At 64.9% G+C, this 13,982-nt stretch carries 14 protein-coding genes; 4 read left to right on the forward strand and 10 right to left on the reverse strand.

Annotation, left to right across the window (positions count from 1 at the left end; translation table 11 throughout):
• Positions 1-3: 3 nt before the first annotated feature.
• Both BLS08_RS04495 and BLS08_RS04500 read left to right on the forward strand, forming a co-directional pair.
• A complete protein-coding gene (locus tag BLS08_RS04495) occupies positions 4-2,490 on the forward strand; it encodes a circularly permuted type 2 ATP-grasp protein (protein ID WP_017678692.1) in 2,487 nt (828 codons plus the stop codon).
• A complete protein-coding gene (locus BLS08_RS04500) occupies positions 2,487-3,380 on the forward strand; it encodes a transglutaminase family protein (RefSeq protein ID WP_017678693.1) in 894 nt (297 codons plus the stop codon). Before BLS08_RS04495 ends, BLS08_RS04500 begins: the two co-directional genes overlap by 4 nt.
• A gap of 49 nt (positions 3,381-3,429) precedes the next feature.
• Here BLS08_RS04500 and azu read toward each other — a convergent pair whose 3' ends face one another.
• From azu to fabR, 10 genes are all read right to left on the reverse strand, one after another.
• Positions 3,430-3,879 carry an azurin gene (gene azu / locus BLS08_RS04505; protein WP_017678694.1) on the reverse strand — a complete coding sequence of 150 codons (450 nt, stop codon included), beginning with the start codon at positions 3,877-3,879 and terminating at the stop codon, positions 3,430-3,432.
• A gap of 389 nt (positions 3,880-4,268) precedes the next feature.
• Positions 4,269-5,204 carry a DUF808 domain-containing protein gene (locus BLS08_RS04510; RefSeq protein ID WP_017678695.1) on the reverse strand — a complete coding sequence of 312 codons (936 nt, stop codon included), beginning with the start codon at positions 5,202-5,204 and terminating at the stop codon, positions 4,269-4,271.
• Positions 5,205-5,270: 66 nt separating this feature from the next.
• Entirely contained in the window at positions 5,271-5,858 is a 588-nt protein-coding gene (locus BLS08_RS04515; protein WP_017678696.1) for an LOG family protein, read from the reverse strand.
• 236 nt (positions 5,859-6,094) lie between these two features.
• Positions 6,095-6,709: a LysE family transporter gene (locus BLS08_RS04520; RefSeq protein ID WP_017678697.1), complete on the reverse strand. Its 615-nt coding sequence runs from the start codon at positions 6,707-6,709 to the stop codon at positions 6,095-6,097.
• A 523-nt stretch (positions 6,710-7,232) separates the two neighbouring features.
• Positions 7,233-8,147 (reverse strand): glycerophosphodiester phosphodiesterase family protein, encoded by a 915-nt coding sequence (locus tag BLS08_RS04525; RefSeq protein ID WP_017678698.1) that lies wholly within the window; start codon positions 8,145-8,147, stop codon positions 7,233-7,235.
• 153 nt (positions 8,148-8,300) lie between these two features.
• Positions 8,301-8,873, reverse strand: a complete 573-nt coding sequence (locus BLS08_RS04530) for a HupE/UreJ family protein (protein WP_017678699.1) — start codon at positions 8,871-8,873, stop codon at positions 8,301-8,303.
• Between the two features lie 22 nt (positions 8,874-8,895).
• Entirely contained in the window at positions 8,896-9,510 is a 615-nt protein-coding gene (ureG, locus tag BLS08_RS04535) for an urease accessory protein UreG (protein WP_013713893.1), read from the reverse strand.
• A gap of 16 nt (positions 9,511-9,526) precedes the next feature.
• Positions 9,527-10,201: an urease accessory protein UreF gene (locus tag BLS08_RS04540; RefSeq protein WP_017678700.1), complete on the reverse strand. Its 675-nt coding sequence runs from the start codon at positions 10,199-10,201 to the stop codon at positions 9,527-9,529.
• Positions 10,202-10,238: 37 nt separating this feature from the next.
• Positions 10,239-10,739: an urease accessory protein UreE gene (gene ureE / locus BLS08_RS04545; protein ID WP_017678701.1), complete on the reverse strand. Its 501-nt coding sequence runs from the start codon at positions 10,737-10,739 to the stop codon at positions 10,239-10,241.
• A gap of 112 nt (positions 10,740-10,851) precedes the next feature.
• Entirely contained in the window at positions 10,852-11,538 is a 687-nt protein-coding gene (gene fabR / locus BLS08_RS04550; RefSeq protein ID WP_017678702.1) for an HTH-type transcriptional repressor FabR, read from the reverse strand.
• Between the two features lie 148 nt (positions 11,539-11,686).
• Between fabR and BLS08_RS04555 the strand changes: the two genes are divergently transcribed.
• Positions 11,687-12,775, forward strand: coding sequence for a ferredoxin reductase (locus tag BLS08_RS04555; protein ID WP_017678703.1), 1,089 nt, complete (start codon positions 11,687-11,689; stop codon positions 12,773-12,775).
• Positions 12,733-13,854: a fatty acid desaturase family protein gene (locus BLS08_RS04560; protein WP_162237604.1), complete on the forward strand. Its 1,122-nt coding sequence runs from the start codon at positions 12,733-12,735 to the stop codon at positions 13,852-13,854. The genes BLS08_RS04555 and BLS08_RS04560 overlap by 43 nt, the downstream gene beginning before the upstream one ends.
• Positions 13,855-13,982: the final 128 nt, after the last annotated feature.

Here is a 13,982-nt window from a genome sequence, read left to right on the forward strand (position 1 = left end):
GCCATGCACGACCTGCTAGCCGATTACCCGCCGCCTAACGGTGCCTACCACGAACTGCTCGACGCCAAGGGCAACGTGCGCTCGCATTGGCGCCGCCTTTATGAACAACTGGCACGCAGCCGCCCGGAGCACCTGGCGCAGCGCGAGGCCATGCTGGCGCGGCAGATCCAGGAAAACGGCGTTACCTACAACGTCTACGCCGACCCCGACGGCGCCGACCGACCGTGGGAACTGGACCTGCTGCCCAACCTGATACCGGCTGACGAGTGGCAGCAGATCGCTGCCGGCGTGGCGCAGCGTGCGACCCTGCTCAACCGCGTGCTGGCCGATCTCTACGGCCCGCAGAAGCTGATCGCCGAAGGCCTGCTGCCGACCGAGCTGGTGTTCGGCCACAACAACTTCCTCTGGCCCTGCCAGGGCATGCAGGCGCCTGGAGGTACCTGGCTGCACCTGTATGCGGTGGATCTGGCGCGGGCGCCGGACGGGCGCTGGTGGGTCACCGCCGATCGTACCCAGGCGCCCTCCGGTGCCGGTTATGCGCTGGAGAACCGGCAGATCGTCTCCCGCGCCTTCCCCGAGCTGTACCGCGACCTGCGCGTGCAGTATCTGGCCAGCTTCTTCCGCACCCTGCAGGACACCCTGGCACGCCAGGCGCCGAGCGGTGGCGAGACGCCGCTGGTGGTGCTGTTGACGCCGGGGCGCTTCAACGAAAGCTATTTCGAGCACCTGTACCTGGCGCGTCAGCTCGGCTACCCGCTGGTCGAAGGCAGCGACCTCACCGTGCGCGATGCCACCCTCTACCTCAAGACCCTGGCCGGCCTGCGTCGTGTGCACGCGGTGCTGCGCCGCCTCGACGATGACTACTGCGACCCGCTGGAGCTGCGCACCGATTCCGCCCTCGGCGTGCCCGGCCTGCTCGAAGCCGTGCGCCGTGGTCGCGTGCTGGTGGCCAATGCTCTGGGCAGCGGCGTGCTGGAGTCGCCCGGCCTGCCCGGTTTCTTGCCGGCGATCAGCGAGCACCTGTTGGGTGAGGAGCTGCTGCTGCCGTCCATCGCCAGTTGGTGGTGCGGTGAGCCGCCGGTGCTGGACGAGGCGCTGGAGAAACTCGACCAGTTGCTGGTGCGTCCGGCGTTCCCCTCGCAGAGCTTCACGCCGGTGTTCGGTCGTGACCTGGACGAGGCGCAGCGCGCCAAGCTGGCCGAACGGCTGCAGGCACGCCCCTACGCCTATGTCGCGCAAGCGCGGGCCAAGCTGTCGCAGGCACCGGTGTGGGATGGCAGCGGCTTGCAGCCGCGGGCCATCGGCATGCGCGTGTTTGCCGTGGCCAGTGCCGATGGCTACCGGGTGATGCCCGGAGGCCTGACTCGCGCGGCCGCCGAGGCCGATGCGGAGGTGGTGTCGATGCAGCGCGGCGGGGCGAGCAAGGACACCTGGGTGCTCGGCACGCGGCAGAGCGGCGGCGAGCCCTGGCAGACGCAACGCACCCTGGGTACTGCCGACCTGGTGCGCAGCGACCCCTTCCTGCCTTCACGCGTGGTGGAGAACCTGTACTGGTTCGGTCGTTACGCCGAGCGCTGCGAGGGCAATGCGCGCCTGCTGCGCATCATGCTGGCGCGCTACGTCGATGATGATGACGACCCGCAGGCGCTGCAGAGCGCGTTGGCATTGGCGCAGGATTTGGGACTGCTGGCAGATCCCGAGGAAGGTGAACTGGCCGAGCGTCTGCTGCAGGCGCTGCTGGGCAGCGACTGGCCGGCCAGCCTGCGCTCCAATCTGCAGCGCTTGCAGTGGGCCGCTGGCAGTGTGCGCGGCAAGCTGTCCCAGGCCAACTGGCAGGCGCTGGTGGAATTGCAGCGCGAGGCGCAGTTGCTTGAAGGCCAACCGGCCGACTTCGGTGAACTGCTGGATTTTCTCAACCGCCTGCTGATGTCGCTGGCGGCGCTGTCGGGCTTCGCCCTCGACGACATGACCCGCGACGACGGCTGGCGCTTTCTGATGCTCGGCCGCTATATCGAGCGTTTGCAGTTTCTCTGCGACAGCTTCGCCGGCTTCCTGCGCAGCGGTTCGGCCACCGACCAGTCGGCGCTGGAATGGCTGCTGGAACTGGGCAACAGCAGCATCACCTATCGCACCCGTTACCTGGCCTCGGCGCAGTTGATTCCGGTGCTCGACCTGTTGCTGCTCGATGAGCAGAACCCGCATGCCGTGATCTTCCAGATGCGTACACTGCTGCGCTCGCTGGAAGGGCTCAACGAACGTTTCGAGCTGCCAGCCGAGCGCTACCTGGTCTATCTGGAACAGCAGCTCACCGCCTTCAGCCTGGCCAGCCTGGAAAACCCGTTGTTCGGCCCCGGTAGTACCCGCGCGGTGCTCGAAGGTCTGGCCGATTTGCTGGTGGCCATCAGCGAGGCCGCTGGCGCGGTCTCCGATCATCTCGGGCTGCGCTTCTTCGCCCATGTCGATGTCAGCCAGCGGACGCAATCCTCATGAGCAGCGCGCTGTATCAGGTGCTTCACGACACCCATTACCGTTACTCGGCGCCGGTTTCCCTGGCCCAGCAGCTGGCGCACCTGTGGCCGCGTGACTGTCCCTGGCAGCGCTGCCACGAGCAGGAGCTGCGCATCGACCCACAGCCCTGCCAGCGCCGCGACGGCTTGGACGTGTTCGGCAACCCGCTGACTCGCCTGGTGTTCGAGCGCCCGCACGAGCAGCTAAGCGTCAGCGCACGGTTGCGCGTCGAGGTGCTCACGCGTGCGCCGCTGGAGCTGGACGACTCGCCGAACTGGGAGGCCGCGTGCGCCGCGCTCAGCTACAGCGGTAAACGGATGGAGCCTGCGTTGCTGGAGGCGGCACGCTACCGTTTCGAGTCGCCCTATGTGCGCCTCAAGCAGGTGTTCGCCGACTACGCCGACGATTGCTTCACGCCGGGGCGCCCGCTGCTGCAGGCGTGCCAGGCGCTGATGCAGAAGATTTTCGACGAATTCAGTTTCGATGCCGAAGCCACTCAGGTGGCGACGCCGCTGCTGCAGGTACTGGAGGAAAAGCGTGGGGTCTGCCAGGACTTCGCCCACCTGATGCTCGCCTGCCTGCGCTCGCGTGGCCTGGCGGCGCGTTACGTCAGCGGCTACCTGCTGACCCAGCCACCGCCCGGCCAGCCGCGCCTGATCGGTGCGGATGCCTCGCACGCCTGGGTGTCGCTGTATTGCCCGCGGCAGGGCTGGGTGGATTTCGATCCGACCAACAACGTGCGTCCGGCACTGGAGCACATCACCCTGGCCTGGGGCCGGGACTTCTCCGACGTGTCGCCGTTGCGTGGGGTGATTCTGGGGGGCGGCAGCCACGACCCGGAAGTGCAGGTGACGGTGCTGCCGCTGGGATGAGGTTCGTGGGAGGGCGCGACAGGCGCATCTCCCATGGTTTGTGGCGGCCTCAGTCGACCAGGGCCAGACTGCCTTTCATCAGCGAGTAGTGGCCAGGGAAGGAGCAGAAGAAGCTGTAGTCTTCGCCTGCCGCCAGCTTGCTGACATCGAAGGTCACCGAAGTGCTTTCGCCACCGCCAATCAGATCGGTATGGGCGATCACACGCTCGTCGCCGGCCTTGAGGTAGCTGGCGTCCGGGCCGGCAGAGATGCCGTCGGTAGCCACGCCGGGCATGTCGGCGGTCTTGCTCAGCACCCAGTTATGGCCCATCGCGGTCTTGGGCAGCGAGCCGGTGTGCTTGAGGTTGACGGTGAAGGTCTTGCAGCTCTTGCTGACGGAGATGGCCTGGGTGTTGAAGGTCATCTGATCGGTCGACTCGACATCCACCGCGCATTCGGCAGCCAGAAGCGGTGTGCTGGCGAGTCCAAGCAGCGCCAGCAGGGCAACGTTACGCAGCATCTTGATTCCTCCAGTTTCTGATAACCCGGTCAGGTCTGAAGAGACTCGCACAGCTGCCTGCGCTTATGGATGCGACCGAACGCCACGCCTGGTTATACAGAAAAGCTGTGGATAGTTCTGTGGGGAAGCTCTGCAATGCCCGCTCGAGGCCTGTTTCCGCGGGCTTTCTGGGTATCTGGTCAGCTTTTGCCCAGGCCACCTCCTTGCCACTGAAAAATGCTTTGAAATGAATTGCTTGAGCGAGAAGTCAAAGTTTCTGCACGTGCCTGGAAAGGCGCAGGCCGGTTATCCACGAAAGCCGTGGAGCAAGCTGTGGATAAGCTTGGGGGAACCCGGCCTCGACTGCGCCCGACAAGGGGCGCAGACGATTGATGAGAAAGTGAGCGTTCTTAAGCGGACTGCGGTTTGCGCAGGGTCTGCCACAGACGTGTGGCCAGATTGACCAGCGGTACGCTGAGCAAGCCGGCGACGACACCCAGCAGGGCATTGAGCAGCGTCGGCACCACCGCCGAGAGCAGGTGGCCGGCATCACGCGCGACCCATTCGGCGGCGAGATGTACGGCGCTTTCCACAGGCGGCAGGCCATGACTGAGGATGCCGCCGCCGACCATGAACATGGCCGCTGTGCCGATCACCGACAATGCCTTCATCAGCCAGGGGGCCAGGCGCAGGATGCCGCGGCCGCAGGCCTGGGCGAAGGCGCTGGTGCGCTGGCTGAGGTAGAGCCCAGCGTCGTCGAGCTTGACGATGCCAGCCACCAGGCCATAGACGCCGACGGTCATCACCAGGGCGATGCCGCTGAGCACCAGCACCTGATTGAGGAAACTGGCAGTGGCGACGGTGCCCAGGGTGATGGCGATGATCTCCGCGGAGAGAATGAAGTCGGTACGCACGGCGCCGCGAATCTTGTCGCGCTCGAATGCCACCAGGTCGACGGCAGGGTCGGCGATGGCTTCCAGGTGTGCCTGTTGTTCGTCATCCTCATGCTTGTGCAGCAGTTTGTGCAGCAGCTTCTCGGCGCCTTCGTAGCAGAGGAACAGACCGCCGAGCATCAACAAGGGCACCACCAGCCAGGGCGCCACGGCGCTGATCAGCAGCGCAGCCGGCACCAGAATCGCCTTGTTCACCAGCGAGCCCTTGGCCACGGCCCAGACCACCGGCAGTTCGCGATCCGCCTTGACGCCGGTGACCTGCTGGGCATTGAGCGCGAGGTCGTCGCCCAGTACGCCGGCGGTCTTGCGCGCGGCGATCTTGGTCATGGTGGCGACGTCGTCGAGTACCGTGCTGATGTCGTCGATCAGGGCGAGCAGGCTGCTTCCGGCCATGTTGCGGCTTCCGTGAGAGAGAGAAGCCGCAGAGCGTAGCATTGTGTTACATGTCTGCGTACAGGTTCAGACGGGCGCGCGATCCACCCACTTCGGCGCCGCGCTGGGGCGCCATTCGCTCAGGGCATCGAGCAGGTTCTGCGGGTTGCCTGCGATCTGCAGCATCTCGCGGTGCTGTGGGCGAACGAAGCGCTCGGCGACCAGATGATCGAGGAAGTCGCCGAGTTTGCTGTAAAAACCGTTCACCTCCAGCAGGCCCAGCGGTTTGGCGTGGTAACCCAACTGGCCCCAGGTCCATACCTCGAACAGCTCTTCCAGGGTGCCGAGGCCGCCGGGCAGGGCGATGAAGGCATCTGACAGCTCGGCCATGCGCGCCTTGCGTGCATGCATGCCGTCCACCACTTCCAGGCAGGTCAGGTTGCGATGGCCGATCTCGGCGCGCTCCAGGCTTTGCGGGATGATACCGATCACCTCGCCACCGGCGTTCAGCGCCGCATCGGCGACCACGCCCATCAGGCCGACGGCGCCACCGCCATAGATCAGGCGAATGCCGCGTTCGGCCAGGTGTTGGCCGAGCGCTTCGGCAGCCTCGCGGTAAACGGGACTGGCGCCAGGGCTGGCACCACAGAAGACACAGACACTACGCAGGGACATGCAACGACTCCTTGGGTAAATGAGCCAAGGGTAACCAGCCGCTGCGCTCGCACCAAGTATCAGTGCCGCGTATCAATGCCGCAGGTGGCGCAGGCGTAACTGGCGAGCAATTGCTTGAGCAGATCATTGAGGTACATGGCGCGGCTTCCTGACGCAGGGACATGTGGTTCAGGCTAGTCCCGTTGCTGGCGCCGCGCCGTTAGATTGTTTCGATGATGGCGATAGTCGCGGTTCGCTCAGACCAGCTCCATCGCACTCATCCCGGCCAGACCCAGCAGCACCACGCCGCAGGCTGCGTAAGTCAGGCGGTGCCAGAGCAGCGAAGCGGCGCGGCGAAACCAGTCCACCAGACCGGCGCAGATGAAGCACCAGAGCAGTGAAGAAACCATGAAGCCGGCGAAGAATACCGCCAGGTGCGTCGGCGTTGGCTGGGCAACGCCGATGGCGGCCATCGCCCCGCCCATGGCGGCCCAGTAGACGATGTTCTGCGGGTTGGTCAGCGACAGCGTAGCGCCCGCAGCGAATGCGCTACCGGCGGCGACCTGACCATCGTCGCTGGGTTGCGGCGGGCGATGGGCGTCGCGCAGTGATTGATAACCGAGCCAGGCCAGGTAGAGCGCGCTGGCCAGCGTCAGCGGATAGCGAATCTGCGCGCTGTCGAGCAGCAGCGCCAGGCCGGTCAGGCCCAGGGCGGCCCAGGTGGCATCGCCCACCAGCGAGCCGATCTGTACCAACAATGCCGGTTTGTAGCCGTCACGCAGTCCGCGGCGCAGGGTTTCGCTGAACACGGCACCCGGCGCGGCGTTGAAGACGAAGCCGAGGAGCATGGCGGCGAGGAAGAAGCTGAACATGGAGTGTCCTTACAAGTGGAGGCAGGGAAGCCTGATGTTCATAGCAGGCGGCGTGCCAGACACTGATAATAAAGTTTTCCACGGGGTCTGTGGGTATCTCTGTGGGTAAGCTGGTGGTGCTCCTCTGCTGACCTCGCCGTGCGTCGTTCAGGCCGTGCTGACGAATATTTGAGCAACGGAATTTTTCCTTTGTGCACAGGGGGTTGACAATTTAGAAGGGCTTTTTCGGGCGGTTGTAGGTTGTCCACGATGTCTGTGGATAGTTTTGTTGGTAAGCGCTGTAAGCATTGCTGAGGGCTTCATAAGACGGGCCTTTCAGCGCTTTGCTGGTTTTTTGATCAGCGCCTTTGAAGGCTTGATCGAAAGCAAAGGCGGGTCGAGTTGTCCAGCATTTTCGCCGGCCGCTCTGTGGGCAAAGCTGGTTATCCCCGGATTCTGTTGGCAGGTCTGTGGATAAGCTGGTGGCAAGGCCATCAAGCGCCTGTCGGGCGGGCTCTAAAAGCAAGTGGCGAGTTGCTCGCCATCATTGTGGCTGCAGCGCGCCGAGCTGTGTCGAGCGGCCGAGCAGCTGCAAGGCGCGATCCGGGTAGTCGGTGATAAGACCGTTGGCGCCCATTTCCAGCAATCGCCGCATTTCCGGTTGTTCGTTGATCGTCCACAGCTGTACGTGCAAGCCACGCGTCTGTGCATTGCGTATGAGGCGCGGGGTGGCCAGGGTCAGGCCGCTGTGCTGGGGAGGAATCTGCAGCACTGGATAGGAGGGCGACAGCAGGTCGCTCAGTCCCAGCCAATTGAGCGCCAGCAGCAGGCGCACCGAAACCGGCCCCGCCGAGGTGGCGACCTCCGGGCAGAGCTCACGAAAGCGTTTGAGGCTGCGCTCATGAAAGCTGCCGACGATGACCCGATCGAGTTGGTCATAAGCCGCCAGCATTTCGCAGAGCACAGCTTCCATGCCGACGTCGGGCACCTTGATTTCGAGCGCCTTGGGGATCAATGGGAAGTGCTCGAACACCTCTTCCAGCGCGGCGATGCGCGTACCCTGGCCACGGTAGGGATAGCTCTGGCCACCATCGGCCGTCCATTTGTAGCCGGCATCGAGCGCTTGCAGCTCCGCAAGGCTGAAATGCGCGACCGGGCCCTGGCCATTGGTGGTGCGCTCCAGGGTTTCATCATGGATCACCACCAGCTTGGCGTCCTGACTCAGGTGCAGATCCATCTCCAGCATGTCGACGCCGAGGGCAGTGGCGCGTTCGAAGGCGAACAGAGTGTTCTCCGGCCACAGCCCCTTGCCACCGCGATGGGCGATCACCAGAGGGCGTTCGCCGAGGTCTTCGAGCACCGCAGGCATGCTCGCCTGACGGCTGGTCAGCGTCAGTACCAGCACGATGATGCCGATCAGCAGCAGTGGGACGAGCAGAAATCGGGTGAAGCGCAGCATGGGCCGGGTCTCGAAAGCGGTTCGGGACTTTGTGCCCCAGCGCAGGGGCGTTGGCAAGTGCTGTGGTGGCGGTCGGTAAGGTGCGTCGCGCACTGCGGTGTCCACGACGAGTCGACATCGGTGCGCATGGCGCACCCTACCGATTGCCGGCGCTTAGCTGGCCAGCAGCCAGACGCCGGTGGCGGCCGACGCAGCGCCAGCGATGCGTACCAGCGGTGCGGCTGCTTGCGGCAGAAAGCGCACCAGGGCGAAACCGATGGCGTGCAGCGCGGCGGTGGCGACGATAAAGCCGATGGCATAACCGAAAGGGCTGGCCAGGTCCGGCAGCTCCAGGCCGTGGGCGACGCCGTGGGTGAGGGCGAAGAGGGCGGTCAGGGCAACGGATACCACCATCGGCAGACGTGCAGCCACGGCTACCAGCAGACCGAAGGCCAGCACCGAGCCGGCGATGCCGGTTTCCATCAGCGGTATTTCCACCCCGGCGAAGCCGAGAAGGCCACCGACCAGCATGGCGCCAACGAAGGTCACCGGCAGTACCCAGCGTGCTGCGCCGCTCTGCTGCGCGGCCCACAGGCCAACGGCGAACATCGCCAGCAGGTGATCCAGGCCGAACACCGGGTGGGCCAGGCCGGCCATGATCCCGGAATCGCCATGCCCTGGGTGGGCGAAGGCCAGCGCCGGGGTGCAGAACAGAGCGATGGCGTAGAGGGTTTTGCGCAGATTCATGAGTATCTCCTTGAATGGGGAATCAGGCCGCCGTGAGCATGCCCTGGCGTTCGATGAAGGCGATGATCTCGTCGAGACCCTGGCCGACTTTCTGGTTGCTGAAGACGAAGGGCTTGTCGCCGCGCATCTTCAGCGTGTCGCGCTCCATCACCTCCAGCGAGGCACCGACCATGGGGGCAAGGTCGACCTTGTTGATCACCAGCAGGTCGGATTTGCAGATGCCCGGTCCGCCCTTGCGTGGCAGCTTGTCGCCGGCGGATACGTCGATCACGTAGAGGGTCAGGTCGGACAGTTCGGGGCTGAAGGTGGCCGACAGGTTGTCACCGCCGGACTCGACGATGATCAGATCCAGGCCGGGGAAGCGGCGGTTGAGCTGCTCCACGGCCTCCAGGTTGATCGAGGCGTCTTCGCGGATGGCGGTGTGCGGGCAGCCGCCGGTTTCCACGCCGATGATGCGCTCTGGCTCCAGGGCCTCGTTGCGCACCAAGAACTGGGCGTCTTCCTGGGTGTAGATATCGTTGGTGACCACGGCGATGTTGTAGCGCTCGCGCAGGGCGCGGCACAGGGCCAGGGTGAGGGCGGTCTTGCCGGAACCGACCGGGCCGCCGATACCGACACGCAGAGGTTGGCTGTTCATGTGCTGATGTTCCTCGTCAGGAGCGGAAGAGACGCGAGTACTGGCGTTCGTGCGCCATGCTCGCCAGGGCCAGGCCGAAGGCGGCACTGCCCCAGTGTTCGGGAGAAAGGCTGGCGGCCTGCTGCTGGGCGGCCTCGAGCGTTGGCAGCAGGCGGCTGGTCAGGCGCTGGGCGGCCTGCTGGCCCAGCGGCAGCACTTTCATCAGGACGGCCAGCTGGTTTTCCAGCCAGCCCCACAGCCAGGCGGCCAGGGCATCGTCCGGGTTGATCTGCCAGGCGCGTGCCGCCAGCGCCCAGGCCAGGGCCAGGCCCGGTTCGTGAAGGGTTGCGAGCAGTTCGCGCGCGGCCTCGTCCAGCTCGGGCAGGCCTTCGAGCAGTTGCCGCAGCGAGTAGCCCATCTGCCGGCTTTCCAGGGCCAGTTCGCGGGTTTCGCGGCTGGCGCGGTGCCGTTCGGCCAGTTCCTGCAGGTGCGGCCAGTCACCCTCGTGTGCAGCGCGGCAGTGAGCCAGCAGCAGCGGTGCTTCGAAGCGGGCGAGGTTGAGCGTGAGCTGATCGACCAGCCAGCGCTCGGCGCCTGCGGCATCAGTGATCAGGCCACTGTCGATGGCCCATTCCAGGCCTTGCGAGTAGCTGTAGCCGCCAATGGGCAACTGCGGGCTGGCCAGGCGCAGCAACGCCCAGGCCGGCTTCATGCCCTGGCCTCGGTGCGCGCAGTCGACGTGGCCCGGCTCATTTGCGTACACCGAATTGGTGCAGGCGCGGGCCGTAATTGAATTCCTCGTCTCCGTGATGAGAGTGATGGTGACCGCCGCCATAGGCGCCATGCTCGGGCTGGTAGGGCGCCTGGATGGCTTCGACGGTGGCGCCGAGCTGTTCGAGCATGGCTTTGAGCACGTAGTCGTCTGGCAGGCGCAGCCAGCCGTCGCCCAGTTGCAGGGCGACATGGCGGTTACCCAGATGGTAGGCGGCGCGCATCAGCTCAAAGGGGCTGACGCAGGTGACATGCAGCAGCGGCTCGGCCTTGGCGCGCACGCGTACGATGCGTCCGTCCTTGGCCAGCAGAAACTCACCATCGGCCAGTGCCGGTTGGCCGCGCTCGAGGAACAGGCCGACTTCCTCGCCCGCCGTGGTGAAGCAGCGCAGGCGGCTTTTGCTGCGGGCTTCGAAGGTCAGTTCCAGTTCGGCGTCCGCAGCAGCCTGTGGCGCGATTCGGGAGTGGATCACCAGCATGCGTATCTATTCCGGGGCAATGTGCCCGGAAATAGTGCAAGTGGCTTGCCAAGGCCGAAGAGTGGCGCAGGAAGGGGCGTTCAGGCGCTCTGTGGATAACTTGGCAGAGCGGTCAGGATTTATTTGGTGCGTTTTCGCTGTTCGTGCGCGATTGTGGTGCGCTTTGCTCGGATGGCTTACCCAGGCCCAACCAGTGCTTGCCACCAACCATGATGAAGCGCAGTTGCTGGATGACCTTGGCCTCTGCCGTGAGGTGCGCCGGCAAGGTTTCAGCGGGCGGATCGATCAGTTCGGGCAGGGTGGCGAACACCGTCTTTACCACCAGATCCGACACCACGTCGAGCGCTGCATCGTCGAGGTGCGGCATGCGGTTCATCAGTTTGAGGTCGGCGGCCAGGTCGCTGGTGATGCGTTCGCGCAGGGCCGCAATGGCCTGGCGCACCGGTTGCGAACCGCCGTACTGCTCGCGGGCGAGAAAGAGGAACTGAGCGCGATTGGCAGCCACTTCGGCGAGGAAGATACGCACCGAGGCGTCGATCATGCCGCGCATTTCGAACTCGTGACGACGCACCTGGCGGATCGCCGCACGGAAGGTTTCGCCCACCTCCGCCACCAGCGCCAGGCCCAGCTCGTCCATATCGGCGAAATGGCGATAGAAACCGGTGGGCACGATGCCGGCGACGCGGGTCACTTCGCGCAGGCTCAGGCTGCCAAAGCCGCGGCCGCTCTCCATCAGGGTGAGGGCGGCGTCCATCAGGGCCTGGCGGGTCTGCTGCTTCTGTTCGGCGCGTGGCGTCATGCGAGATCGGGGTCGTTGAGCGATGCCGCACTCTAGCAAATGCGCGGCGCTAGCGTCGAACCGCGCGGATGCAGTTCGGTGAACGACTGTTGACTGAAATGCAGGCTATCTGTCAGCCTTGTGCACAAGTGTTTACTGGAATCTATTCATGGCTCTGCTTTCCCTGTCACTGGCGCGGCATGTCGCTCGCGGCTTGCAACCGCTGCGCCGGCTCTGTGCGGCCGGTTGGTTGCGTGAGGCGGATGTCGATCTGTGCTTGCGCCTGCTACACCCGGCACTGCGCCTCAACCGCGTATTCGCCAGGGTCGAGGCGCGCCGCTGGGTGGCCGACGACATGCTGGCACTTGAGCTGCGCTGCAATGGCAATGCGCGGGGCTGGCGAGCCGGGCAGCATGTCCAGCTGTATCTGGAGCAGGACGGCGTGCGTCACGGGCGCAGTTACAGCCTGACGTCGGTGGCTGCCGACGGGCGCATCGAGCTTGCGATCAAACGCCAGCCGGGCGGGCGCCTGTCCAATTTGCTGCTCGATCATCTGGAGGTGGGGGAGGTGGTCGAGCTGGGTCAGGCATTCGGCGATTTCGCCTGGCCGCAGGAGCAGAATGCGGTGTTGCTGCTGGCGGCTGGCAGTGGCATCACGCCCTTGCTCGGTTTGTTGCGTGATGCACTGGCGCGTGGCTTTTCTGCGCCGGTGACGCTGCTGCATCAGGTGCGTCGCCAGGGGCAGCAGGCCTTTGCCGAAGAGCTGCAGGCATTGACGGCGCGTCATGCCAACTTTCAGGTGCGCTGGGCCTTCAGCGGTGAGGCGGGTGGCCGCCTGACGGCCGAACAACTGGCAGCGCTGCCGGGCGAGCATCTGTTGATATGTGGCCCGCGTGGTTTCGTCGAGCAGGCGTGCGGCTGGTGGCGCGACGCCGGGCGCGGGGCCAGCCTGCAGGCGGAAAGCTTCAGCCCGCTGCCGGTGCTGGTTGAGGCCGATACCGGAGAGGTTCGTCTGCGCTTTGCGCGCAGCGGCCAGCAGGTTTCGGGCAACGGCAATGTCAGTCTGCTGGAGCAGGCCGAGGCCAGCGGTCTGCGCCCGGCCCATGGCTGTCGCCAGGGCATCTGCACCAGCTGCACCTGCCTGCTGCTGGCCGGCACGGTGCGCGATCTGCGCAGCGGTGAGCTGTTCGCCGAGCCGGGGCAGCCCATCCGTCTATGTGTCAGCGCCCCGCATGGGGATGTGGAGATCGACCTGTGAGCAATCGTCCTGATCGTGAGTTGACCCCTGCCGAACTCGAAGCCTTCGGTCAGGAGCTGGACGCTCTGCGCCAGCGCACCCTGGCTGATCTGGGCGAGGCCGATGCGTGCTATATCCGCCGTGTGCGTGGTGTGGTGCGCCTGTGCTGCTGGAGTGGCCGTGGGCTGCTGATGTTCGGCTGGTTCCCGCCGACCTGGCTGCTCGGTACCTTCTTGCTGGGGCTGGGCAAGATTCTCGAGAACATGGAGCTGGGCCACAACGTGATGCACGGCCAGTATGACTGGATGAACGATCCAGAATTCGCCGGTCGTCAATACGAATGGGACATCGTCGGGCCCGCCGATTTCTGGCGGCATACGCATAACCACGTGCATCACACCTACACCAACGTGCTGGGCATGGACGATGACGTCGGCTATGGCGTGGTGCGCCTGTTCCCCGAGCAACGCTGGAAGCCGTTCTACCGCTGGCAACCCTTGTGGGTGACGATCCAGGCGCTGCTTTTCCAGTACGCCGTGGCTATCCAGCACCTGCGCCTGGACAAGCTGGTGAAAGGCCGCATCAGCAAGGAGGAAGTAAGGCCGCTAGCGCGTCAGTTCGGCGCCAAGCTGGCGCGGCAGTGGGGCAAGGACTATCTGGCGTTTCCGCTGCTGGCCCTGCTGCTCGGCGCCAATGTACTGGCCGTACTGACCGGCAACCTGGTGGCCAATCTGCTGCGCAATCTGTGGACCTTTCTGGTGATCTTCTGCGGTCACTTCACCGAGAAGGCGGCGGTGTTTGCACCCGAAGTATTGGAAGGGGAGACGCGTGGGCACTGGTACCTGCGCCAACTGCGCGGCTCGAGCAACCTGTCCGGTGGGCCGCTGCTGCATATTCTGACCGGCAACCTCAGCCATCAGATCGAGCATCATCTGTTCCCCGATCTGCCGGCGCGGCGCTATGCCGAGCTGGCGCGTGAGGTGCGCCTGATTGCCCAGCGCTATGGCCAGCATTACAACTGCGGCACCTTGTGGGGGCAGTTCGCGACCGTGCTGCAGCGCATCTGGATCTACCGCTTGCCCGCGACAGGAACGGCGTGACTCGCGTGAAAGGCATAAAAAAGCCCGGCATGCCAGACTGTGTGAAAACCTAGCAGTCTGAGAGCAAGCTGAAGACAATGCCTCCATCAGTCGATGGGGGCATTGTCGTTTATGGGCTACATCCAGGG

The organism is Ectopseudomonas chengduensis (assembly GCF_900102635.1).
In the GTDB taxonomy this organism is placed as follows: domain Bacteria; phylum Pseudomonadota; class Gammaproteobacteria; order Pseudomonadales; family Pseudomonadaceae; genus Aquipseudomonas; species Aquipseudomonas chengduensis.